This is a genomic window from Mycobacterium sp. NGS15 (genome assembly GCF_059813245.1).
The window spans coordinates 89513-113364 of record NZ_JCALEF010000001.1 but is presented as its reverse complement, the minus strand read 5'-3'; the positions used below and the strand labels follow the sequence as shown (position 1 = coordinate 113364).

Sequence of the window (23852 nt, the reverse complement as noted above, 5' to 3'; positions counted from 1 at the left end):
CGGGTGTTGATCGCCGCCATCGTGACCATTGCCCTCGCCGGGCTGCTGGGTGCGCTCTCGGCGGCCGCATTCCTACGGGCACCGCACGGCAGCCCTCGGCGCATGCTCGCACCCGCCCAGGCCGCAGCCGCCGTCATCCTCGCCGCGGGCGCGCTTGCCGCGTTATCCGGTTCCACCGCAATCGGTTTAGTGGGACTGGTGGTGTGCGCTACCGCTGCCATCGTCACCGTGGGTGCGGCGGCCTGGCAGGTCGCGCGCTTCACCACCGCTGCACAACAGATGTCGTCCCCGGGCGGCTGCGGCAGTTCTTGCGGCGGCTGCCCCAGCGCAGGCTCATCCGGGCGTGACGGTCTTCGCGCAAGCGGCTCATCCGGGCGTGACGGTCTTCGCGCAAGCGGCTCATCCGGGCATGACGGTCTTCGCGCAAGCGGCTCATCCGGGCATGACGGTCTTCGCGCAAGCGGCTCATCCGTGTGCGCGCGGACCTGACGTGTCCAATCTTTAGACACGTCGGCGCCTACCTCATCTGAATGTGATCCGTATTCGCCCATGTCGGCCCATTTTTTGGTGTTATGTTCCCGGGCACTCGTAGACAGATGTGGTCAGAAAGGGAGCCGTGAAAGACACCAAGCAGGTGGTGAAGTTCATCCTCGTCGGTGTTCTCACGCTTGCCTCCGGTATCGCCGCGTACATCTATCGCGACGACCAGCTGATGGTGGATCTGCTCACCGTGCCGTTGTTCACCGGCATCATCGGATACATCACCAACTGGACCGGTGTACTGATGCTGTTCGCACCCTTACGTTTCTACGGTTGGCGCATTCCCGGACTGCGCACCCTGTACGCCTTCCTGCCGCGCCGCGTGCAGGTGATCCCCGCCATTACCTCCGACGGGCGGTTCGGGTGGCAGGGCATTGTGCCGTCACGCGCAGAGAAGATGGCCAGCATCGCCGTCGACAAGAGCCTGGCCAAGCTCGGTAGCATCTCGGACTTCTACGAGCAGCTCGAACCGGACCTCATCGCGAATCACCTTGCACTGATTGCCAAGACAGAGATTCGCAGCGTCATCACCAAGATCATGGAGCGCGAGGACCCGCAGCTGTGGCACAACCTGCCGCCCGCATTGCGGGAGATGATGTTCAAGCGGATAGAGAATCAACTGCCGCAGATCGTCAAGAACATGACCGATCAGATCGGCGAGAACATCGGGCAACTGGTCGACGCCAAGCTGATGATCATCCGGTACCTCACCGCACATCCCAAGCTGCTCAACGACATCTTCCGGACCATGGGGCATAAAGAGCTGCAGTTCATGCAGAACTTCGGTTTCTACTTCGGCTATCCCATGGGCTTCGTCCTAGTCGCGATCCTGCACTCCGTTCCACACCACTGGTGGACACCGTGGATCGTGCTGCCGCTGGGCGGCATCGTCATCGGGTACATCGTCAACTACCTCGGCATCACCATGATTTTCGAACCCGTGCATCCCAACAAGTGGGTTCCGTGGCGTCAGGGCCTGTTCATCAAGCGCAAGTCGGAGATCTCGGAGGAGTACGCACGCACCATCTCCGAGAACGTCATCACCCTGGAGAACATCGGCAACGAGATGCTCAACGGGCCGCGGTCGGACCGCACCCGGCAGATGCTGGCCGACGGCATCCGGCCGGCACTGGAGCAAGCACTCGGGCCCGCCCGCCGTGCTATTCGAGTAGCCGTCGGCCGACGTCAGTACGACCAGATCACCGAGTCCGTCACCATCGAGGCAACCGGATTCGCGCCCCTGGCGTTTTCCGATCCGGAGTTCAACAAGCAACGCCAGGGCAAGATCGGCGCCTTCGTCTCGACCCAGATGCACAAGCTCTCACTCGATGATTTCAACGAGTTGCTGCGCTCGGCGGTCAAACAGGACGAGTGGTTGCTCTTTGTGCACGGCGCCGTCCTGGGTGCGGCCGGCGGCCTGGCCCACCTGCTCATCTTCCCGCCAGCGGGATGACACGTGCCCCGAATCGACCTGACAAGATGATGCCCGATGAGCAATAACACGCCCGTACCCGCGCACAACAATCAGCCGCTGCGGCCCGATCGCGTCGCCCAGGGTGTGGCCATGCTGGCCGCGAAAACCTGGTGGCGCGGCGTGAAATGGTCGGCCGATATCGCCACCACCACGGGCACCAAGATCATCGACGACGTCCGGGCCGGGCGATCGGCCACCGATATCGCCCTGTCGGCCACCGAGCACGTCCTAGGCGCCGTGCGGGACGCACTGCAGCTGCCCACCGATTCCACCGGACTCACCATCACCAAGCCGCACAAGCCGGCCCCAGCTCGGGTCACCATCGATATCACCGAATCCGGTTCGCCCGACTGTGACGAATTGCGCCGGCGCGGTGCCGAATTGCTCCGGCGTTCAGCCGATGTCACCGACGTCGAGGACACCCATCCCGCGTACGCCCGTATTCTCAATCAGCTCGCGCCCGATGAGGCGCGCATCCTGCGATTCCTGGCCGCGCACGGCGCACAGCCGGTGGTGGACGTGCGCACCAGCCGTCCGTTTGACGTCGGCTCGGAGATGATCGCCGAGGGGCTGTCGATGGTCGCGGAACGTTCCGGCTGCCGCTACACCGACCGCAACAACGCCTACACCAACAATCTTGTGCGACTCGGACTGGTTCGCTCATCTCCGGAAGCTGTTGCGGCCGAACGCTATCAGGTATTGGAAGTGCAGCCGGACGTCGTCGCGGCGTGCCGTCGCGCGGGCCGCGCGCATAAGACCGTCCGCCGTAGCATCCACCTGACGCCATTCGGTGAGGACTTCTGCCGGGCCGTCATCCCATCCGATCCATCGGTGGGCGACGACCTGTAAGTCTAGTTGCGGCTGACGTCGATGGGGTGCGTCGCCAACAACGACAGCGGCAACGGCTGCCGTCGCAAGACTTTGGCCCATAGGTCATGGCTCGCATCGGTCAGCACATCGGACGGCAGCGCCGACAACACGATCCAATCATCGCGCTCAACCTCGCCCTCCAGCTGACCGATCGTCCACCCCGAGTAGCCGGCGAAGACTCGGAGGCCTTCCACCAGCGGGGCGATGTCCTCAGGCTCGGCATCCAGATCGACCATGGCCATACGGCCCGACACATGACGCAGACCCTTCACACCGTCGATGCTGACACCGGCGCGCAGAGTCGCCAGACACAGCGCCGCATCACGTTTGACCGGCCCGCCGATGAACATCGTCTTGGGCTTGCTGGCAATTTTGGCCCATTGCGGCAGCACGTTGTACACCGCGGTCTCACTCGGGCGGTTGAGCACCACACCCAGAGTGCCGCCGTCGTTGTGTTCGACGATGAAGATCACGCTGCGCCGAAACGTCGGCTCGAATAGGTTGGTGTTGGCGACCAGCAAGGTGCCCGCCCGCAGGCGGTGTGCCGGCGGCGCGATGTAGCCCTCGCCATATGCCTCGCCCTCTTCGGGCTCGTCCCCATGCGCCACCTCAACATCATGTCACCGTTTGCCGTTTCATGACTTGTGCTCGGCCAACCGCTACACATTTGTAGTGTGGGCGTTAAGTACTCCCCTAACTCCCGTAGCCCGATCTCCACATACGAAAGCGACACACATGACTGCGCGCCACTCGCCGCTGAGCCTGTGGCACGCGATCCACGGTCTCCCCGACTTCGGGCGGCTCGTCTGGGTGCGGCTGCTGACCCAGTTCAGCGATGGCCTTTTTCAAGCCGGGCTGGCGGGTGCGCTGCTGTTCAACCCCGAGCGTGAGGCCGAGCCGTGGGCCATCGCCGGCGCGTTCGCGGTGCTGTTCCTGCCGTATTCGGCGATCGGTCCCTTCGCGGGTGCGCTGCTGGACCGATGGGACCGGCGTGCGGTCTTGATCTGCGCCAACCTGATCCGGGTATTGCTGGTGACCCTCGTCGGTATCGAACTAGCCTTCGGCGCGGGCGATGTGGTGCTGTTGTTGGGCGCGCTGATCGTCAACGGGGTCACCCGGTTCGTGACGTCGGGTCTATCCGCTGCCCTCCCCCACGTGGTGCCTCGCGATCAGGTCGCGACCATGAACTCGGTGGCCACCGCTGTCGGTGCCACTGCCACCTTTGTGGGTGCCAACTTCATGCTGATGCTGCGGGGCGTCTTCGGAGCCGGGGACTTAGGTTCTGCCACAGTCATTTTCCTGGTCATCGTGCCCGCAACGGCGGCGGCGTGGGTGGCCTCCGGTTTTCCCGGTGACCGGCTGGGCCCTGACGACAGCGTGCGCGCCGTGCACGGCTCAGCCTTCTATGCCGTCGCTACCGGCTGGCTGCACGGTGCGCGCACCATCGTCAGCACGCCGTCGGTGTTCGATGCACTCATCGGCCTGGCCGCCCACCGCATGGTTTTCGGCATCAACACCTTGCTGGTCCTGGTCCTGGTGCGCGACAACACATCGCTATTCGCCGGGATCGGCGCCGCGGCACTGTTCCTGGCATGCACCGGCATCGGTTCATTCCTGGGAACGGTCTTCACCCCTACCCTGCTGCGGCGATTCGGCCGTGGACGCACCCTCGGGATGGCTCTCGGTGGTGCGGTTGTCCTGCAGCTGATTGCCTCCGGCCTGTACGTACCCGTCGTGCTGGGTGCCGCGTTCGGCCTCGGGATGGCGGGACAAGTGATCAAGTTGTGCGCCGACGTCGGGATGCAGACCAATGTCGACGATGCCCTGCGGGGGCACGTCTTCGCCGTACAGGACTCGCTGTTCTGGGTCACGTTCACCGGTGCCATGAGCGTGGCCGCCGCCTTCATCGCGCATGCGCACTGGCTGGCCTTCTCCGGTGCAGTGATCTACTTGATCGGCCTGATCGTGCACATGACCCGGACCCTTTGGCCCAGCCCGGCCGAACCGAACCAACCCGACCCGGAAGGACACGCCCGTGACCTCGACCGCTGACGCTGTCATCGATGACCTGCGCGACGAGAGCGATGGGCTCGATGCTCTGGTGGCACCGCTGTCCGCGGAGGGCTGGGCGCGAGCCACTCCGGCGGCCGGCTGGACCGTCGCCCACCAGATAGCGCATCTGCATTGGACCGATGCGCAGTCGCTGCTGGCGGTTACCGATCCGGAGAGCTTCGCCAACGAGCTGCCCAAGGCGCTGGCCGATCCCTTCGGATTCGTGGACAGGGCCGCCGAGGAGACCGCGCAGACCCCTCCGGCCCAGTTGCTCACCCGCTGGCGCGACACCCGCAACCAACTGCATGCCGCGCTGCGCGCGGTGCCGGACGGTGTGAAGATCCCCTGGTACGGGCCGCCGATGAGCCCAGCCTCCATGGGCACCGCACGCCTTATGGAGACGTGGGCGCACGCCCTTGACGTCGCCGACGCGCTCGGAGTGGTCCCTGCGCCCACCGCTCGGCTGAAATCCATTGCTCACCTTGGTGTTCGGACCCGGGACTACGCGTTCTCGGTGCATTCGCTGCCAGCCCCGGCCGAACCGTTCCGAGTGGAGCTGACCGGACCCGATGGTGACACGTGGGCCTGGGGTCCCGAAGAGGCCGCCCAGCGCGTCACCGGATCGGCCCTCGATTTCTGCTACTTGGTGACTCAGCGCCGGCCCCGGGCCGAGCTTGATCTACAGGCCACCGGCGAGGACGCGCAGAAGTGGCTGTCCATCGCGCAGGCCTTCGCCGGCCCGCCCGGTGAAGGCCGCGGGTAGGCGGCGGATGGGCCGCGGGTAGGCACAGAGTAATCCTTCGCGTCATGCCGGACTGGTGCACGTTGCTCCGTCCGCTCGATCCCTCCGAGGCGATGTTCGCGGACAGCCGCAGCACCGTCGCGTACTCGGCGTTCGGAACCGGCGCACTCGATATCGGCGCCCTGACAACCGCTTTCCATGCGCTACTGGCGAGCTACCCGGTATTGAACGCCGAGATCGTTCCCCACGAACTCGGCTATGCCCTGCGGCAGGCTCACCGCGCACCCGCGCTGCGAGTGGGGACGGGCACCGTCCTGCCCGCCGCCGACTTCGCCGTCGTCGAGCCCGGCGCGGTGTGCGCCGTGGATGTGGCCCAGCATGGCGATGACTTTCGCTTGACCCTGCTGACCCATCACAGCATCGCCGATGCCGCCGCCTCGCTGCGCTACCTGGAGGCGCTGTGCGCGTTCTATACCCGCGTGGTCGAGACCGGGACACCCGGGACGATCACCGCGCATCCGTTGGCCATGTCGCTGGAGACCTTCCTCGGCGACCGCGGATTCGGCATTCCCGAACGCCCCCGATCAACGCAATCCACCACCGTGGACAGCGCCATCCCGGCCACCCCGGCCGTCGCGGTCCGGCACGGACGCACCCGTCTCGGATACGACGACACCGCGCGCCTGTTCACCGCCGCTCGCGCGGCCGGCCTCACCGTGCACGGAATTGCCTGCGCCGCCATCGTGCGTGCCGCGCACGACCTCTCCGGCCAGGACGCACCGACCACATTCGGCGTGGTGTCGTCGGTGGATCTACGCGCACGGGCAGGGAGGACCATCGCCGCCGAGGCGGGCACCGTCATCCAGGGCTCCGACAGTGCCGCGGTCGACGTCGGGCCGAAGGACGACCCGGTGCGCATCGGACGAGCGGTGCTGAACTCCCTCACCGAGGGCCTCGCCCAGCACACCGCACACGAATTCTTCCTACGACAGCCGAATCCATGGCGACAACCTGTCCCAAACCCCCTCATGGTCACCAACTGGGGACGCATTCCCCTGCTGCGTCTGCCCGATGGCTTGCGGATTCACGACTTTCGCGCTTCCGCGAGCAGTCTGCGCACCGGCCGGGCCGCCGCGACTCCACCGAGCTTCTTCCTCACCACCTGCGACAGTCGGCTCAGCATCGACCATCCGGCGTGGGTGATCGACCAGTCCGATCCCACGGTCGCGTGGACCGCGGCACTACGACGGGCCTTCGACCGCATTCTGAGCTGACGGGTGCGGGGGTCCCAGTGGCCGCGCAGCATCGGCGGCGCCGTCGCCGTCAGCGTCGATGAGTTCAATGTCCCAGCGCCCGTCGCCGGTGGTATCGGCATAGACGGAAGAGCCGGATTCATCGGTGCGGAAAGCTCTTTCGGCATCGCCGTCGCCATCAACGTCGAGCAGCTGCTCGGGTTTCCCATCTCCATCGATATCGGCCGCGCCACCGGGGTGTTCTACCCCGTCAAGACCGAACCAGCTGATCGATCCGCTTCGTTCCACGTGAAACGCCCACGTGCCCAAGCCATCATCGGTGAAGTACGACTCGGGTCTGCCGTCGTTGTCCACATCGAGGACACTGTGGTCGGCCGAGCCGTCACCGTCGGCGTCCCACATCACGTCGTCGAACAACCCGTCACCGTCGAAATCCAGACGCACCGCGTCGAGAATCCCATCACCGTCCAAGTCGACATTGGGTGAGGCTTCCCACGCGGTGACGACCCCGTCACCTCCACCAAGGCAGTAGTCCATATCCGATATGAGCCCCCGGCGAGCCTGGGCGTTCCGTCGTCTTCGTGCATGTGGATAACCGCCCAGACAGAACGCGCGGTGATTTCGGTTCACATACATAGGAGGGGAAGCCCGGCGATTCGGTTCCATCCGTAATCTCTGACCCCGTGGATGCCCCAACGCTCGCGCTGCTTCTCGGTGCAGCGGCCGCCGCCGGCTGGGTCGACGCGGTCGTGGGTGGCGGCGGGCTCATCCTCATCCCGGTACTGATGCTCGTCTTCCCCGGGATGACCCCGGCAACCGCGCTGGGCACTAACAAGCTCGCCGCATTGTCGGGCACTGCATCGGCCGCCATCCGGCTCTTCCCCAAGACGCCCTTGAACTGGCGCGCCCTACTCGGAGCCTTCGTCGCGGCGGCAGCATTCTCCAGTGCGGGGGCCTATACCGCCTCGCGGCTACCCGTATCCGTGTTCAAGCCCGTGGTGCTGGTCCTGCTTCTGGCTGTCGGGGTGTTTGTCGCGACACGCCCCCAGTTCGGAACCTCGACCACAGATACCGCGGGCACCAAGACCAGCACCCTCACCGCGCTCGCCGTGGCCGCGGTCCTCATCGCGTTCTACGACGGCATCATGGGCCCCGGCACCGGCACCTTCATGATCATCGTGTTGACCGCCGTCGCGGGGATGACCTTCCTGGAAAGCTCAGCCACCGCCAAGGTGCTCAACTCCGGAACCAACGTGGGGGCGCTCATCGTCTTCGCGTCACAGGGCCATGTGCTGTGGCTGCTGGGGCTGGCGCTCGGCGTTGCGAATATCGCGGGTGCTCAGCTCGGCGCGCATATGGCACTCGGACGCGGGGCGGGGTTCGTCCGGGTGGTGCTGCTGGTGGTCGTCGTGGTGATGGTAGGCAAGCTCGGCTACGACATGCTCGGCTGATCAGGAGCCGCCGCGGGCCGCCCACCATTCCCGCAGCGCCTCGACCGCCTCATCGTGGTCGAGCGGACCCCGTTCCAGCCTGAGCTCCTTCAAGAACCGCCATGCCTGTCCCACAATCGGTCCGGCGGGAACGCCCAGCAGCTCCATGATCGCGTTGCCATCCAGATCGGGCCGCACCCGCGCCAGATCCTCCTGAGCGGTCAGCTCGGAGATGCGCTCCTCGAGCCCGTCATAGTTGGCCTGCAGCCGGGCTGCACGCCGCTTGTTCCGCGTCGTGCAGTCCGCGCGCACCAGCTTGTGCAGCCGGGGCAACAACGGGCCGGCATCGGTGACGTACCGGCGCACCGCCGAATCGGTCCACTTACCGTCCCCGTACCCGTGGAACCGCAGATGCAGATACACCAGCTGCGATACGTCGTCGACCATCTGCTTGGAGTACTTGAGGGCACGCATCCGCTTGCGCACCATCTTGGCCCCGACAACCTCGTGGTGGTGAAAGCTCACCCCACCGCCGTCCTCGTGCCGACGCGTGGCCGGCTTACCGATGTCGTGCAGCAGCGCCGCCCACCGCAGCACCAAATCGGGGCCGTCGTCTTCGAGATCCATCGCCTGCTCCAGCACCGTCAGCGAGTGCCGGTACACGTCTTTGTGCTGGTGATGTTCGTCGATGGTCAGCTGCATCTCGCCGACCTCGGGCAGCACCACAGCGCCCAGCCCGCTGTCCACCAACAGATCGATTCCAGCGACCGGATGGGCACCCAGGATCAACTTGTCCAGCTCGGCCTGCACTCGTTCGACGGTGATGCGGCCCAACTGGCCGGACATCGCATCCAGTGCCGTCAGCACCCGCTGCGCCACCGTGAAGCCGAGCTGCGAAACGAACCGGGCCGCGCGCAGCATGCGCAGCGGGTCATCACCGAAGGAGATCTCCGGAGCCGACGGAGTATCGAGCACTCCGGCTCGCAGCGCCTCCAGCCCGTTCAGCGGATCGCAGAACTCTCCGGGCCCGTCCGGCCCGATCTTGACCGCCATCGCGTTGACGGTGAAATCCCTGCGCACCAGATCGCCCTCGAGGGTGTCGCCGAAAACCACCTCGGGATTGCGCGTCTGCTGGTCGTAACTGTCGCTACGGAACGTGGTGATCTCCACCCGCTGCCCCTTGCGGGCCACCCCGATAGTGCCGAAGGCGATACCGGTATCCCAGATGGCCTCGGCCCAGCCGGTCACCAATTCCTGCACCTGCTGGGGGCGAGCATCTGTGCTGAAGTCCAAATCGGTGCCCAGCCTGCCCAGCAGAGCGTCGCGGACGGTGCCACCCACCAAATAGAGGTCAAAGCCCGCCGAATCGAAGAGCGCACCCAACTCGGAGAGCAGCTTCTGGTGCCGGTTCAGGGTCACTGCGGCGGTGGCCAACAGTTCGGTGGTCGGTATCGATTCGGGCACGTCGGGACAGCCTACCGGCGCGTATCGCGAGGCCTCTCAGTAGCGGGAACTACTATCACATGGGTGTCTGACTCCTCCGGCGGTTCTCGCGCGGGTGGGTCGTCGGACGAACCCGGCTCGGACCCCGCCCCAGCGCGTGGCAGGGGGTCGCGCCGCGGTCGGCGCAACCGGTCGCAGGGTCGAACGCAGGGCCGGGCGCAAGGCGCCGGCACTCCGGCGGCCGCACCTACCGCTGACACGTCCCCCGTATCCACCGGGGCAGGTGGCACGCGCGGAAAAGGGCGCGGGCGCGCAAAGGGCGGCACCGCAGGAACCTCGTTGCGTACCGTCCGCGAAACCTCGGCCGGTGGCCTGGTCATCGCCGGAATCGACGGCCCCAAGGATGGCCAGGTGGCGGCCCTGATCGGCCGGACCGACCGGCGCGGCCGGATGCTGTGGTCGCTGCCCAAGGGCCATATCGAACAGGGCGAGACCGCCGAGCAGACCGCCATCCGCGAGGTCGCCGAGGAGACCGGAATCCGCGGCAGCGTCCTCGCCGCACTCGGCAGCATCGACTACTGGTTTGTCACCGAGGGCCGCCGCGTACACAAGACCGTGCACCACTATTTGATGCGCTCGCTGGGTGGCGAGCTGTCCGACGACGACGTCGAAGTCACCGAGGTCGCCTGGGTTCCCCTTGGCGAGCTGCCGACCCGCCTGGCGTACGCCGACGAACGCCGGCTGGCCGAGGTAGCCGGCGATCTGATCGACAAGCTGCACTCCGGGGGCACCGAATCGCTGCCACCCCTGCCGCAATCCACGCCACGACGGCGCCCACAAACGCACTCGAGTACCCATAGGACACCGGGCCGGCGAACCGGTCGCGGACCACAGCAATGATCCGACTCACGCATCGCAGCGCGACGCGTGTGGCGGCAATACTTGCCGTCCTCGCGCTTGTCCTGCTCGGCGCTCCCTGGTCCGCACCCCCCGCGCATGCCTATCGCGACGGGCAGTTCCTCAAGGTCGTCGTCGACGAGGTGACACCCCAGACCGTCACCACCGCCGATTCGACGGTGACCGTGCGAGGCACCGTGATCAACGTCGGCGATCGCCCGGTCACCGATGTCGTTGTTCGGCTGGAGCGCGCCGAAGCGGTCGCCACCAGCGCCGAGCTCCGCACCAGTCTTCATGGCCACCATGACCAGTATCAGCCGGTCGGCGAGTTCGTCACTGTCGCGGAGACTCTCGCACAAGGGCAACAGCGTCCCTTCACGCTCGCCTTCCCGTTGCGCGGCGGCACCGGGCCGACATGGAACATCGCCACACCGGGGGTGTATCCGACCTTGGTGAACGTCAACGGCACCCCGGACTACGGGGCGCCCGCACGGCTCGACGACGCCCGTTTTCTCCTCCCCGTTCTCGGAGTTCCACCCCCGACCGGTGCTGACTCCGAGCCCGAGGTCGCCCCCGACACCTCTCGCCCTGTGGGTCTGACTCTGCTATGGCCTCTGGCCGACCGCCCACGGCTGGCGCCCGGCCAGCCCGGCGGACCCACACCGGTGCGGCTGCTCGATGATCAGCTGGAGCGTTCTCTGTCTCCCGGGGGCCGGTTGGACGCGCTATTAGGCGCCCTGGAATTCGCGACCGACGCGGCCGTCGACCCCAAGGGAGATCTAGGCCGCACCGTCTGCATGGCCGTCGACCCGGATCTGCTGGTCACGGTGAACGAGATGACACTGGGGTACCAGGTTCTCGACAACGCAGCCGATCCTGCCGGCCCCGTGCACCCTGGTACCGGGCAGGGGCTCGCCATCGCATGGCTGGACCGGCTGCGCGCATTGGCCAGGCACACGTGCGCAACACCGCTGCCCTACGCACAGGCCGGTCTGGACGCTGTCTCGCAGATGGCAGATGAAGGCCTCGCCCATCAGGCCACCACCGGTGCTGCCGACGTCCTCGACCAGATTCTGGGAACCAACAGCCTGCGCGGCGCCACGCTCCTCGGCGGCGACCACCTCTCGAAAGCGGGGATAGACCTGCTTACCGGACTGGGGCCCACCGTCGCGGTGTCGGCGCTGCCCTCGGATCAGGAGACTCCGCCTGATTTCACTCCGCGCCGAGTGTCCGACACCGTCGTCGCGGCACCCTTTGACCCGACGGTGGGCGCCGCGCTGAGCGCCACCGGTCGCACACCCACCACCCCCGAATACGTGCCGCAGTCGCTTCGCTTTGCATTGCAGCACGATTCGCGCGTAGCCCGGATGCAGGACGCACTCGGCGCGATGGCGTGGCAGGCACTCACTCCCCAGCAGATTCCCCGGCAGACGATTCTGCTGCCTGATGCCACCTGGGACCTGTCTGATGGCGAGGCGCGCGCCATCCTGTCCGCTACCTCCACTCTTCTGCACGCCGGACTCGCGATTCCCCGACCACTCCCGACGGTCATCGGAGAGGCTCGTGCCGGCGCCCAGGCCAACCCGGTGGATAGCGCGTTCGGAGTGGATTCGCCCGGTGCCGTAGACGACGGGGTATCGCTGGGGTTGGGCGACGAGGTCCGCCGACTGTGGGGTCTCACCGCCGCTCTGACCGTGGACGCACGCACGGGGCTCACCGGTGTCCAGTACACCGATCCGCTGCGCCAGGACGTGTTGCGCGCCGTGAGCCAAAGCGTGCCGCCGGATGCGCGTGACGACGCCGCTCAGGAACGGCTCTCCGCCATCCGACGCACGGTCGGCGATCTGTTCAACGCCGTCACCGTCGTCAATCCGGGTGGTTCGTACACACTGGCCACCGAGCACAGCCCGCTGCCCTTGGTGCTGCGCAACGAGCTTCCGGTACCGATCCGCGTCGCCCTCCGCGTCGAGACGCCCGCCGGCATGAGTGCGACAGACGTTGGTGTGCAAGAGGTTCCGCCCGGATTCTTGCCGGTGAAGGTGCCCGTGGAGGTCAACGTATCCCAACGCATGGCGGTAGACGTGACGCTGCATACGCCCGATGGCCTGCCCCTCGGAGATCCGGTACGTCTGTCCGTGCACTCCAATGCCTACGGCAAGCCACTGTTCTTCATCACCATCAGTGCCGCCACGGTGCTCTTCGCGCTGACGGGCCGGCGCCTGTGGCACCGGTTCCGCGGTCAGCCCGACCGTGCGGACCTCGACCGCGAGGACGAAGCCCCCACCAGCGGGAGCGGCCCCCGGTGGCAGCCGTGAGAAAGCCGCTGGACCCTCTGCCCGATCCCGAATCCGACGACACGATCGAAGAGCTCTCCGACGCGGCCGTCGTCGCGCATTCCGGCTCGATGGCGGTGGCCACTCTGGTCAGCCGGATCACCGGGTTCATCAAGCTGCTGTTGATCACCGCGGCGCTCGGCGCCGCGTCGGCCAGCGCGTTCTCGACCGCCAACCAGCTGCCCAACATCATTGCCGCGCTGGTGCTCGAGGCCACCTTCACCGCCATATTCATTCCGGTGCTCACCCGCGCCGAGCGGGAGGACGCCGATGGTGGTCACGCATTCATCCGCAAGCTGCTGACCATCGCCACCACGCTGCTACTGCTGACAACGGTGCTGTCGGTCCTGGCCGCGCCGCTACTCGCCTCACTCATGCTCGGCGCAGACCCGAAGGTCAGCACGCCGCTGACCACGGCACTGGCATATTTGCTTCTGCCACAGATCTTCTTCTACGGGCTGTCCTCGGTCTTCATGGCGATCCTCAACACCCGCAATGTGTTCGGCCCCCCCGCCTGGGCTCCGGTGTGGAACAACGTCGTCGCGATCGCCGCCCTGATTCTGTTCTGGCTGATGCCCGGTCAGCTCACCCTCGACCCGACACGGATGAGCGATCCGAAACTCCTGGTACTCGGCATCGGCACCACGCTCGGCGTGGTCACCCAGGCCTTGGTCCTCATCCCTGCCATCCGTCGCCAGCGGATCCCGCTGCGACCGCTGTGGGGGGTTGACGACCGGCTCAAACAGTTCGCCGGTATGGCCACGGCGATGTTCGCGTACGTGGCGATCAGCCAGCTCGGGTTCGTCATCACCAACCGGATTGCCGCCGGCGCAGCCGATTCCGGCCCCATCATCTACAACCAGACCTGGATGATCCTGCAGCTGCCCTACGGTGTGGTCGGCGTAACCATCCTCACCGCAGTCATGCCGCGGCTCAGCCGCAACGCGGCCGCCGAGGACACAGGCGCCGTCGTCGGGGACATATCGCTGGCCACCCGGCTCACGATGGTCGTGCTGATCCCCGTGGTGGCGGTGATGACCGTCGGCGGTCCGGCGATGGGCCCGGCGCTCTCCGCCTACGGGAACTTCACCCTCGGCGACGCCCACTACCTCGGGCTCTCGATCTCGCTTTCGTCCTTTACCCTCATCGCGTACGCCCTTGTATTGCTCCAACTTCGGGTGTTCTATGCACGACACGAGGCGTGGACGCCCACGCTGATGATCGTCGTGATCACCGCGGTGAAGATCATCGGCTCGGTGATGGCCCCGCACCTCACCGACGACCCCAGCCTGGTGGCCGGTTATCTCGGTGCCGCCAATGGCTTCGGATTCGTCGCAGGCGCGGTCTGCGGATACCTGCTGTTGCGCCGAAGCATCGGTCGTGCCGCCGGGCCGCTCATCGGTCCGGAAGTGGTCCGTACGGTGCTGATCACCCTCGCCGTCTCGGCGACCGCGGCGGCCATCGGCCTGGCCATCGACCGCGGATTCGACCTGGATCTGCTCACCCGGGCGGCGGGCGGCCTGGGCTCGATTCTGCGGTTGGTCATCCTGAGCGCCGTCATGCTGACAATCACCTTCGCGCTCATGGTGGCAGTCAGGCTCCCGGAGGCACTGAGCGTGGTCTCCATGCTCCAGCGCCGCCTGGGCGGTCGACTCGGAGCCGGCGTCCAAGATCACGCTTCGGTCATGGGCAACTCCCCGCAGCCATCCCTGCCGTACCCTGATTCGGGTGATCGAGTCGGCGGCGACAGTGCCGCCGGCATGACAGCCGCAAACAAACCAGCGCACGGGGGCGGTGCTGATACGAGAAAGGGCAGGGCCGTGACAGACACCCCGGGGTCATCGACCCGGTCTGTTTCCACCCAGTCCCCGTCCGGGGGTGCAGTACCCGGCTCCGCGATGCCCGGTGCCAGCATCGCGGACGGCCGCTACCGTCTGCTCGCCCCGCACGGTGGCCCCGACGGGCTGCAGTTCTGGCAGGCCACCGATACCGAGCTGAACCGGCCGGTGGCGCTCACCATCATCGACGGCGCCACCTTCACCTCCGATCAGGTGCAGGACATCCTCTCGAATACCCTGCGGCTCAGCAAGATCGGGTCAGCAGGCCTGGCCCGCGTACTGGACGCCGTGCGCGAGGGAACCGGCGGCATCGTCGTCGCGCAGTGGGTCCGGGGCGGTTCGCTGCGCGAGGTCGCCGATACCGAACCCTCCGCCGTGGGTGCCAGCCGCGCGGTCCGATCCCTCGCGGAGGCCGCCGACGCGGCCTTTGAGGCCGGGACCGCGCTGAGCATCGATCACCCCGATCGCGTGCGTATCAGCATCGACGGGGACGCCGTGCTCGCGTTCCCCGCCACACTGTCCTCGGCCACCGCGGACGAGGACGTTCACGGCCTGGGCGCCACCCTGTATGCGCTGACCACGCGCCGCTGGCCGCTGGCCGAAACCGGCCAGCCAAGCGGGCTCCCCGGTGCCAGTCGGGCTCCCGACGGTCTGCCCGTCGAGGCGCGCGTGATTGTGCCCACTGTGCCCGCGGAGATCTCCGATGTGGCCTCCCGTGCGCTGAGCGATGATCCCGGTTCTGCCGCCGACCTGCTCGACGGGCTGGAATCGGCCATCGCGAGCGTCGACCACACCACCATGCTGGAGCCTGCCGCCGCCGCACCCACGCAGGCGCTGAAGGTCGGCCGGCCCCAGGGGCCCCAGGCGGGTCCGGAGGACTCCGGCGTTGACGAAGATATCGAGGATTTCGACGACGAGGACCCTGAGGAAGCGGCCCGCCATCGCAAGATCTTCCTGATCGGGCTCGGCGTGGTCGGAGTCCTCGTCATCTCGCTGTGCATCGCGCTAGGCGTCTGGGTCACCCGGATCTTCGGCGACGTCGGTCCCCTGGACAAGATCAATATCGGCATCGGATTACCCACCCAGTCCTCCGACGGGAACACCGCGAAACCAGGTAGCCCGGCCAAGATTGTGCAGGCGACCGTATTCCCTCCGGGCCCCGATGCCGACCAGCCCGGCAAGGCGAGCCTGGCCGTGGACGGCAACGCTTCCACATCGTGGGCAACCGACACCTACACCGATGCCGATCCGTTCCCGGTGCTCTTCAAACCCGGGGTGGGCTTACTGCTGGATCTGCAGTCCGCAAGTGCTCTGAGCAGCGTGACCATCGAATCTCACAGTGTCGGAACGCAAGTGCAGATTCGTTCTGCCGACTCGGGCACTCCCGGCTCCCTCAATGACACCAAGGAGATCTCCGCTACCACCACGCTGCAGTCCGGCAAAACCACGATTCCGATCACCAGCAGCTCACAGGTCTCACACGTGCTGGTCTGGATCAACAAGCTGGGCTCCACCAACGGTGATCACCACGCGGAGATCGGCGAAATCACCGTCTCCACTGCTTCCTAGCTGCAGGATCGCCTGACAGGCGAGCAGTTATCGAATGGCTTTCAGTATGGTTCCGCAATTTCTGTCGCTATATTTTTCGCGGTAGTTGAAACCCGATGGCAACCTCAGATTTGGCCACTGAAATGCAGTTCAGGTTGTCCAGTTACGCATATCACTGTTACGTATTGTTGAAAGTTGTATGACAGTTTGCTGTGGGGTGGCCCCGTGGTCGACGCCGCCACCCATTTTTGATTACTGTGCGCGTGTGGGCATGGTTCAGGGGGTTCTCACGACTCCTCAGCACTCGGACGCCGAGCTGCTGGCTGCCCACGTCGCCGGTGATCCTTCAGCCTTCGAACAACTGTTCCGCCGGCACCACCGGCGGCTCTACCGACTTGCCCGGGCCACGAGCCGCACCCCCGAGGATGCCGCCGACGCGCTCCAGGAAGCGATGCTGTCGGCCCACCGCGGAGCCGCCAATTTCCGCAATGACGCCGCCGTCACCAGCTGGCTGTACCGCATTGTCGTGAACGCCTGCCTGGACCGGATGCGTCGCACCAAGGCACACAGTCCGATCGAACTCGACGAGGACGTCTACACCCTCGATGACCCTTCGACCAGTATCGACACCTCGATCGTCATCCAGAAGGCCCTGCTACGGCTGCCCGCCGAACAGCGCGCCGCGGTCATAGCAGTCGATATGCAGGGATACTCGGTGGCTGATGCCGCTGAGCTGCTCGGTGTGCCGGAGGGCACGGTGAAGAGCCGCTGTGCGCGAGCACGCGCCCGCCTGGCCGTCGCCCTGCACTATCTCGACAAGGCCGGCTCCGTCGAACCGGAAACCATCGACTACTAGCCGTGTGCCACCGTGTCACGATCCGCCCACCAATTGGGCAACTGGCGTGGCCAGCGGTAGCTGGATATGGGAACAATGAACTCAAATGGTCAGCAGCTCCCCGGACAGCCCCGAAGGCGCAGGTAACCTCGAGATGGTGAACCTCGCTCAGGTACCGCTGTCACTTGAGGTGCTGGCCGACCTGCAAGCCGGCGTATATGACGCTGGCGACGCCGACGTGCTTCGGCAACGGGCAGAGCAGGATCCGGATGCGCGCACGGTGCTCGCCGCCCTGGATCACGTGCGTGCCGACCTGGTGGCGTGGATGGACAGCCCCGCGCCCGAGGTGCCCGAGTCCGTCGTCGAAAAAATCGTTGCCGCGTTGCATACCGAGTCGGCCAAGTCCACGTTGCCCGCGGTAGCTGCAAATGCCGTACGGCCCGTCGACCCCTCTCTTAACTTGGTCACCGGTCCGGTCTCACTGGATCATCGGCGGCGCCCCGCGGCAAAGCGTCGCTGGATCGCATACTCCAGCGCCGGGTTGGCGGCGGCCGCCTGTGTCGCCGTCGCGATGACCGTGGTCGCGCAGAACAATCACCGCGCCTCCGAAACCACCACCGCCGTCGCGGGTCCATCGCTATCGCAACAAATCGCACCCAAGACGGGCGCCCCCGTGGCGCCGGAGTTACCCGCGCAAGGCGCGATGGGTGAGCCACCCTTCCCCATCTCCGGCAACGAGATCACTGCGCTCGTAGGCCGCACTCCCGCGTTCGGCGATCTCCAGGACGCGGCCCGGCGCGCGTCCTGCCTCATCGGTCTCGGACTCCCCGCCTCGACGCCGGTGCTCGGCGCGCAGACCCTCGATGTCGACGGCCCGGCGGTGCTGATGGTGCTGCCCACCGAACGCCCGGGCGAACTGTTGGCCGTGGCCGTTCGGCCCGGATGCAACCAGTCGGATCCGCAGCGAGTGGCCCAGACCCGGATCGGCGCGACACCCGGCCGGTAGACGGCCGGCCACCCCCGTATATCTCCCACCACCGCCCCGTATATCTCCCACCACCCGCCCCGTATATCTCCCACCGCCCGCCCCGTGCGGAACATCCCGCTCTAGGCTGTTGTTTCAGCACTCGCATGGCCTGGTGTGGAACAGGCGCTCAGATCGGATCAGAAGGGAACCGCATGTCGGAGGTTGTATCGACCGAGCCCGAATCGGACGTCCACGAGCTCATCATCATCGGCTCCGGGCCCGCTGGGTACACCGCGGCGGTCTACGCAGCCCGTGCTCAGCTCAAACCGGTCGTCTTCGAAGGCACCCAGTTCGGCGGTGCATTGATGACCACCACCGAGGTCGAGAACTACCCCGGGTTCCGCGAGGGCATCATGGGGCCCGATCTCATGGACCAGATGCGTGAACAGGCCATCCGCTTCGGTGCCGACCTGCGTACCGAAGACGTCGACGAGGTGTCCCTGCGGGGTTCCGTGAAGACCGTCACGGTCGGTAGCGAGGTTTACCGTTCTCGCGCTGTCATCCTGGCCATGGGCGCTGCACCGCGGTACCTGGGTGTGCCAGGCGAGGACACCCTGTTGGGCCGCGGCGTGAGCTCCTGTGCCACCTGCGACGGTTTCTTCTTCAAGGATCAAGATATCGCCGTCATCGGCGGCGGCGACTCCGCGATGGAAGAGGCGACATTCCTCACACGGTTTGCCCGCAGCGTGACACTCATCCACCGCCGCGACGAGTTCCGCGCTTCCAAGATCATGTTGGAGCGCGCCTACGCAGATCCCAAGATCAACGTCCTGACCAACACCAAGATCGTCGGGGTCGAGGGCACCGACTCGGTGACCGGACTCAAGCTGGAGAACGCGGTCACCGGGGAGTCCTCGCAGCTGCCCGTCACCGGCATGTTCGTCGCGGTCGGACACGACCCCCGTAGCGAACTTGTCCGTGACGTCGTAGACGTCGATCCCGACGGATACGTGCTGGTGCGGGACAGGAGCACCTACACCTCGCTGGAGGGCGTGTTCGCCGCAGGCGACCTCGTTGACCGGACCTACCGTCAGGCCGTAACCGCCGCCGGAAGTGGCTGTGCCGCAGCCATTGACGCCGAACGGTGGCTTGCCGAAACGGCGCATTCCCAGACCCTCATCGAGGCTTAGCCTCACCGCCACTGATTAAAGGAGAATTTATGAGCGACCACGCAACCGTTACCGTCACCGACGACTCGTTCCAGCAGGACGTCGTATCCAGCAACAAGCCGGTGCTGGTCGATTTCTGGGCGACCTGGTGCGGGCCTTGCAAGATGGTGGCCCCGGTGCTGGAGGAGATCGCCAAGGACCACGGCGACGCGCTTACCATCGCCAAGCTGGACGTGGACGCCAACCCGGAGACAGCCCGCGCATTCCAGGTGACCTCCATCCCCACGCTGATCCTGTTCCAGAACGGTGAGGCAACCAAGCGTATCGTCGGCGCCAAGAGCAAGTCGGCGTTGCTGCGCGAGCTGGATGGGGTCGTCTAAGCGGCCCGACACCAGCCGGTCGACGGGGCCGGGAGTTTCGCCCATCGCCTAGGCATCTGAGACAATATTGCCGTCCCGACGACGGGCAGCCGCTGTCCGGTCGGTGGTAGTGCGGTTTCTTGCGAAAGGCGGAGTATGACGACAGGCGCGTCGAACATTCGCCACGGCGATCGAGGCCCCGCCGTCACCGAGGTGCGCGAGGTGCTCACCGCACTCGGGTTCCTCGAGGACCCCGATGAGATCCTGGCGACCGGCCGACATGTCCTGGTGGACCACTTCGATGCGACGTTGGATGATGCCGTGCGGGCGTTTCAGCAGCGGCGCGGCCTGCTGGTCGACGGCATTGTCGGCGCGGCGACCTATCGGACCCTTAAGGAAGCCTCGTACCGTCTCGGGGCGCGCACTCTTTTCCACCAGTTCTCCGCGCCCATGTACGGCGACGACGTGGCGACTCTGCAGAAACGCCTGCAAGATCTCGGGTTCTACACCGGCCTGGTGGACGGCAACTTCGGCCTGCAGACCTACAACTCGCTGATGTCGTACCAGCGGGAGTACGGGCTAACCGCCGACGGTATCTGTGGACCGGAGACCCTGCGTTCCTTCCAGTTGTTGGGCCGGCACGTCACCGGCGGGTCTGCGCACGCGATTCGCGAGACCGAGCACGTCCGTAACGCCGGGCCACAGTTGTCGGGAAAACGCATCGTGATCGACCCCGGTCTCGGAGGATCCGACCGCGGCGTCATCGTGCCCGGCCGCGAGGGCCCGACCAGCGAAGCAGATATCTTGTGGGACTTGGCAAGCCGCCTCGAGGGGCGGATGACCGCCATCGGGATGGATACCTACATCTCGCGCGCCATCCAGAACAACCCCACCGACATCGAGCGCGCCACCTACGCCAACAACGTGGGTGCCGACCTGATGATCAGCCTGCGTTTCGACTCACAGCCCACGGTGGCGGCCAGCGGCGTCGCGTCCTACCACTTTGGCAACCTGCACGGCTCGGTGTCCACCATCGGACACATGCTGGCCGACTTCATTCAACGAGAAGTAGCCGCGCGCACCGGGTTACGTGACTGCCGCGCGCACGGCCGCACCTGGGATCTGCTGCGTCTCACTCGGATGCCCACCGTGCAGGTGGACATCGGATACATCACGTCGCCGAACGACGTCTCCATCCTCAGCGCCGCGCACTACCGCGATGTGGTCGCCGAGTCCATCCTGGCTGCGGTCAAACGCGTGTACCTGCTCGGCAAGAACGACAGGCCCACTGGCACATTCACTTTCGACGAGCTGCTGGCCCACGAATTGTCTGCCGGGAGCTAGCTCCGGCGTCCCACCTCGATGGCGCTCGCCGGGCACACGTGAGCCGCTGCGGCGGCCTCCTCAGCTTCGTCCTGACGTAGCGCCCCGGCCCTGCGCGGCACGGCAGTTCCGTCTGCATCCATAACGAACAGGTCCGGGTGCTGCGCGGCGCAATATCCCGAGCCCATGCACAGGTCCTGATCGACGGTCACGGTGAAGCCGCCCCCGGGCGTGCTCATCGGCATGCCCTCGTCAGTGTGACGGGCAATCCGTCAGCTAGAGTCACCGAAAAATTGAAGTGGTGCTTGGGCTTCCAGCCCTTCGGTAGCGTCAAGCGATATCTCTGGAAGATGATCGCCAGCAAGAACTGTGCGTTCATGTACGCCATGCCGGTACCCAGACAGTGGTGTCTACCCGATCCAAATGGCATGAACGCCAACCGTGGACGCTCCTTTACCAGCGCCTCGTCCATGAATCGGTTGGGGTCATAGCAGTCCGGATCCACCCACCATCGTGGATCTCGATGCATCGAGTACAGCGACGGGCCGACTATGGTGTGCCGCGGGATGAAGTACCCGCCGATCACGTCGTCTTCCATCGCGAACCGCGGATTGAGGGGGTGGCCCTGCAGTCTCTGCCCCTCGTCGAAACACGCTTTCGCCCAAGCCAACTTGGGTAAGTCGTCCGGGGTGGGGAGCGCTCCGTGTAATGCGCCGACCTCTGTATACAGACGTGCGAGGTGCTCGGGGTGCGCCAGCACCAGCGCGAGCGTCCATGACAGCGACGCCACCACCGTCTCATATCCACCGGCCATCAAGATCATCAGTTCCATACTGAGATCTCGTTCGGACAAAGGACTTCCGTCATCGTAGGTGGCCTCCAACAACAGGCTCAACAGGTCCGGCGTCTCGACAGGATTCCGTCGGCGCTCCTCGATCAGTCGCCGCGTCAATCGCCAGAGTCTCCACATGGACTTGGGTGCGGACTCCCGTCCGGGCAACGGAAACAGCCGCGGCACCGGACTCATCAGCGTCACCGAGGCCATCAGCGACATGAAAGTTCTTAAATCGATATCGGTTTCGTGGATCTCCTGCTCGGTGATCGCCGACGAGAACATCGCGCGAAGGAATGCCGGCAAGGTCACCTGCGCGATGGCGTGTTGCAGGTCCACCGCCTGACCGGTGTCAACCCACTGTGACCATCGGTCGACTCGGCTGACGAACTCCTCGGCGATCACCTCGGCCACCCGGGCCAGGTGGCGGCGTCCGAACATCGGCATGAGCATCCGGCGCCGCTGCCGGAACTTCTCCCCCTCCAGCATCGGAATCGCCGCACCGATCATGCCCATCGCCGCCTGGCCCGGTCCGATCATGCTGTATCGGCCCACCGGATCATCCATCACCTGGCTGGCATAGTCCGGATGGTTTACCACCACGATGTTCCCGCCCAAAGGAAATGGGACCCTGTAGATATCGCCGTACTCGTTGGCGCAGCGCCGAAAGAACTCGAAGGGTTCGCGCCGCATCTCCAGGACGCTCCCCATCATGGGTAGCCCAACAGGGCCGGGCGGGGTGAGCGCAGAGCTCCCCACACCACGTACTGCGCTAGACGCCAACGGTATCCCTGCGCGGGTTAACCCCCACGGGTCATGCCTCAAGGAGGCGAATCTTCCACGCGCCCTACCGATCTCGTTAACTTCGTGCACCGTAGGATTCATCGGTAACGGTCCCCATGGCCCAGCCAGTTCACGCGGTAGACGCTGATCTGCTGCGGCACTTTGGGATTTGGTATGCATGTGCGTCTCCAACGGGCAGGCCTCGGCGGTGGTCGAGACCAACGGTGGCTGCGGGATATTCATCAGTTCCTCTTCCGGAGAGTCCGATTACGCTGCCGGAACGGGATGCTTGACCGACGCGCTACGGGCCGGTCCCAACACTCTGGCCCCGACCTCGTCGCGGTAGCGCTGACATGTCGGTGAGTACGCCACGATCACGACAGCCAGGAAGTTGAGCACCGTTGACAAGATTGCCAGCACCCACGACGGCCCGGGCGTCAGCCCCAAATGAATCGCGAAATAGTTTGGCAGCGTACAGATGATGGTGTATGCGAGATACGCTCCGGGCGCCACGAACGGGATGATCGCCCAACGATAACCGCGCATATGCGGCCGCATCACGACGAGGACCCACGCGATCACGACCAAGAATCCACCGTTTTGCACCAGACTGGGCAGGGGCACACCGAAGACCAGCGCGTTGTTGCTGTAGTAGTACATCAGGCCGAAATGACTGTTGACCATCTCGCCGATGCATTCGGCGATTCCGAACACCACCGCGAATACGATGAGTGTCCAGGCGGCCCAGCCCTTCTTCATCATCTCGTACACCACCAACGCCGTGGGTGCTGTGCCCGCCCACACCAGGGGCACGAAGATCGGTAATGGCCGATCCGCAATGGTGACGTACGGCAAGACATTGGTCATATATGTGGTGGCGCCGATGACATCGAGCCACGGTTCGACGAAATAGGGCAATATCGTCACCCCGCTGAGCATGATGAGCCAGTACATCAGGGCGTCTTCGTGCCGGCGTTTGGTCATCCAGACCACCCAGACAAGCGAGATCACAAGGCACGCCACGAGTACGGCGACAACTGTCCAAGCCCACCACTGTTCGCCATGAATGACCGGTGGCGCCCCCCACTCTGCGCCCGCGCTGAGCCGTGTGATCACAAGTGTCCTTTCGCCGACGCCTACAGGTCCGACTCGGACAGTAGTGTC

The 23852-nt window shown here is 65.6% G+C and carries 20 protein-coding genes and 1 pseudogene; 15 read left to right on the top strand and 6 right to left on the bottom strand.

Annotated features, from left to right (window positions below):
• Positions 1 to 3: 3 nt before the first annotated feature.
• The 3 genes and pseudogenes from AC5Y5C_RS00590 to AC5Y5C_RS00580 form a co-directional block, all read left to right on the top strand.
• Positions 4 to 372: pseudogene (locus AC5Y5C_RS00590) on the top strand (hypothetical protein); the annotation flags it as partial.
• A 244-nt stretch (positions 373 to 616) separates the two neighbouring features.
• Positions 617 to 1993, top strand: coding sequence for a hypothetical protein (locus tag AC5Y5C_RS00585; RefSeq protein WP_499968068.1), 1377 nt, complete (start codon positions 617 to 619; stop codon positions 1991 to 1993).
• Between the two features lie 36 nt (positions 1994 to 2029).
• On the top strand, positions 2030 to 2863 hold the full coding sequence (locus AC5Y5C_RS00580) for a DUF4393 domain-containing protein (RefSeq protein ID WP_499968066.1): 834 nt from the start codon (positions 2030 to 2032) through the stop codon (positions 2861 to 2863).
• Between the two features lie 2 nt (positions 2864 to 2865).
• Here the strand turns inward: AC5Y5C_RS00580 and AC5Y5C_RS00575 are convergent, their stop codons facing one another.
• Entirely contained in the window at positions 2866 to 3492 is a 627-nt protein-coding gene (locus tag AC5Y5C_RS00575; RefSeq protein ID WP_499968064.1) for a YqgE/AlgH family protein, read from the bottom strand.
• Positions 3493 to 3619: 127 nt separating this feature from the next.
• Here AC5Y5C_RS00575 and AC5Y5C_RS00570 point away from each other — a divergent pair, with 127 nt between their 5' ends.
• The 3 genes from AC5Y5C_RS00570 to AC5Y5C_RS00560 are packed head-to-tail and all read left to right on the top strand — an operon-like array spanning position 3620 to position 6952.
• On the top strand, positions 3620 to 4936 hold the full coding sequence (locus tag AC5Y5C_RS00570; RefSeq protein ID WP_499968062.1) for an MFS transporter: 1317 nt from the start codon (positions 3620 to 3622) through the stop codon (positions 4934 to 4936).
• Positions 4920 to 5699, top strand: a complete 780-nt coding sequence (locus AC5Y5C_RS00565) for a TIGR03084 family metal-binding protein (protein WP_499968059.1) — start codon at positions 4920 to 4922, stop codon at positions 5697 to 5699. Before AC5Y5C_RS00570 ends, AC5Y5C_RS00565 begins: the two co-directional genes overlap by 17 nt.
• 44 nt (positions 5700 to 5743) lie before the next feature.
• Complete coding sequence (locus tag AC5Y5C_RS00560) at positions 5744 to 6952, top strand: phthiocerol/phthiodiolone dimycocerosyl transferase family protein (protein WP_499968057.1); 1209 nt, start codon at positions 5744 to 5746, stop codon at positions 6950 to 6952.
• Here the strand turns inward: AC5Y5C_RS00560 and AC5Y5C_RS00555 are convergent.
• Positions 6920 to 7468, bottom strand: coding sequence for a pullulanase (locus tag AC5Y5C_RS00555; RefSeq protein WP_499968055.1), 549 nt, complete (start codon positions 7466 to 7468; stop codon positions 6920 to 6922). The genes AC5Y5C_RS00560 and AC5Y5C_RS00555 overlap by 33 nt on opposite strands.
• 167 nt (positions 7469 to 7635) lie before the next feature.
• Between AC5Y5C_RS00555 and AC5Y5C_RS00550 the strand changes: the two genes are divergently transcribed.
• Positions 7636 to 8382 (top strand): sulfite exporter TauE/SafE family protein, encoded by a 747-nt coding sequence (locus AC5Y5C_RS00550; RefSeq protein WP_499969251.1) that lies wholly within the window; start codon positions 7636 to 7638, stop codon positions 8380 to 8382.
• Here the strand turns inward: AC5Y5C_RS00550 and AC5Y5C_RS00545 are convergent, their stop codons facing one another.
• Positions 8383 to 9825 (bottom strand): CCA tRNA nucleotidyltransferase, encoded by a 1443-nt coding sequence (locus AC5Y5C_RS00545; RefSeq protein ID WP_499968053.1) that lies wholly within the window; start codon positions 9823 to 9825, stop codon positions 8383 to 8385.
• A gap of 63 nt (positions 9826 to 9888) precedes the next feature.
• Here AC5Y5C_RS00545 and AC5Y5C_RS00540 point away from each other — a divergent pair, with 63 nt between their 5' ends.
• The 8 genes from AC5Y5C_RS00540 (at position 9889) to AC5Y5C_RS00505 (ending at position 21094) form a co-directional block, all read left to right on the top strand.
• Positions 9889 to 10704 carry an NUDIX hydrolase gene (locus tag AC5Y5C_RS00540; RefSeq protein WP_499968051.1) on the top strand — a complete coding sequence of 272 codons (816 nt, stop codon included), beginning with the start codon at positions 9889 to 9891 and terminating at the stop codon, positions 10702 to 10704.
• A complete protein-coding gene (locus AC5Y5C_RS00535; protein ID WP_499968049.1) occupies positions 10701 to 13016 on the top strand; it encodes a DUF6049 family protein in 2316 nt (771 codons plus the stop codon). Before AC5Y5C_RS00540 ends, AC5Y5C_RS00535 begins: the two co-directional genes overlap by 4 nt.
• Positions 13004 to 16441 carry a murein biosynthesis integral membrane protein MurJ gene (locus AC5Y5C_RS00530; RefSeq protein WP_499968047.1) on the top strand — a complete coding sequence of 1146 codons (3438 nt, stop codon included), beginning with the start codon at positions 13004 to 13006 and terminating at the stop codon, positions 16439 to 16441. Before AC5Y5C_RS00535 ends, AC5Y5C_RS00530 begins: the two co-directional genes overlap by 13 nt.
• 250 nt (positions 16442 to 16691) lie before the next feature.
• The gene (gene sigM / locus AC5Y5C_RS00525) at positions 16692 to 17276 is read left to right on the top strand and encodes an RNA polymerase sigma factor SigM (protein ID WP_499969249.1); all 585 of its coding nucleotides are present in this window, start codon (positions 16692 to 16694) and stop codon (positions 17274 to 17276) included.
• Between the two features lie 85 nt (positions 17277 to 17361).
• Positions 17362 to 18261: an RsmA family anti-sigma factor gene (locus AC5Y5C_RS00520; protein ID WP_499968045.1), complete on the top strand. Its 900-nt coding sequence runs from the start codon at positions 17362 to 17364 to the stop codon at positions 18259 to 18261.
• Positions 18262 to 18434: 173 nt separating this feature from the next.
• On the top strand, positions 18435 to 19412 hold the full coding sequence (gene trxB, locus AC5Y5C_RS00515; protein WP_499968043.1) for a thioredoxin-disulfide reductase: 978 nt from the start codon (positions 18435 to 18437) through the stop codon (positions 19410 to 19412).
• 29 nt (positions 19413 to 19441) lie between these two features.
• A complete protein-coding gene (gene trxA / locus AC5Y5C_RS00510) occupies positions 19442 to 19771 on the top strand; it encodes a thioredoxin (protein ID WP_499968041.1) in 330 nt (109 codons plus the stop codon).
• 135 nt (positions 19772 to 19906) lie between these two features.
• Positions 19907 to 21094, top strand: coding sequence for an N-acetylmuramoyl-L-alanine amidase (locus tag AC5Y5C_RS00505; RefSeq protein WP_499968039.1), 1188 nt, complete (start codon positions 19907 to 19909; stop codon positions 21092 to 21094).
• Here the strand turns inward: AC5Y5C_RS00505 and AC5Y5C_RS00500 are convergent.
• The 3 genes from AC5Y5C_RS00500 to AC5Y5C_RS00490 form a co-directional block, all read right to left on the bottom strand.
• The gene (locus AC5Y5C_RS00500) at positions 21091 to 21312 is read right to left on the bottom strand and encodes a ferredoxin (protein ID WP_499968037.1); all 222 of its coding nucleotides are present in this window, start codon (positions 21310 to 21312) and stop codon (positions 21091 to 21093) included. The two genes, AC5Y5C_RS00505 and AC5Y5C_RS00500, sit on opposite strands and share 4 nt — an antisense overlap.
• Positions 21309 to 22868: a cytochrome P450 gene (locus tag AC5Y5C_RS00495; RefSeq protein WP_499969248.1), complete on the bottom strand. Its 1560-nt coding sequence runs from the start codon at positions 22866 to 22868 to the stop codon at positions 21309 to 21311. The genes AC5Y5C_RS00500 and AC5Y5C_RS00495 overlap by 4 nt, the downstream gene beginning before the upstream one ends.
• Positions 22869 to 22955: 87 nt before the next feature.
• The gene (locus AC5Y5C_RS00490) at positions 22956 to 23804 is read right to left on the bottom strand and encodes a hypothetical protein (protein WP_499968035.1); all 849 of its coding nucleotides are present in this window, start codon (positions 23802 to 23804) and stop codon (positions 22956 to 22958) included.
• Positions 23805 to 23852: the final 48 nt, after the last annotated feature.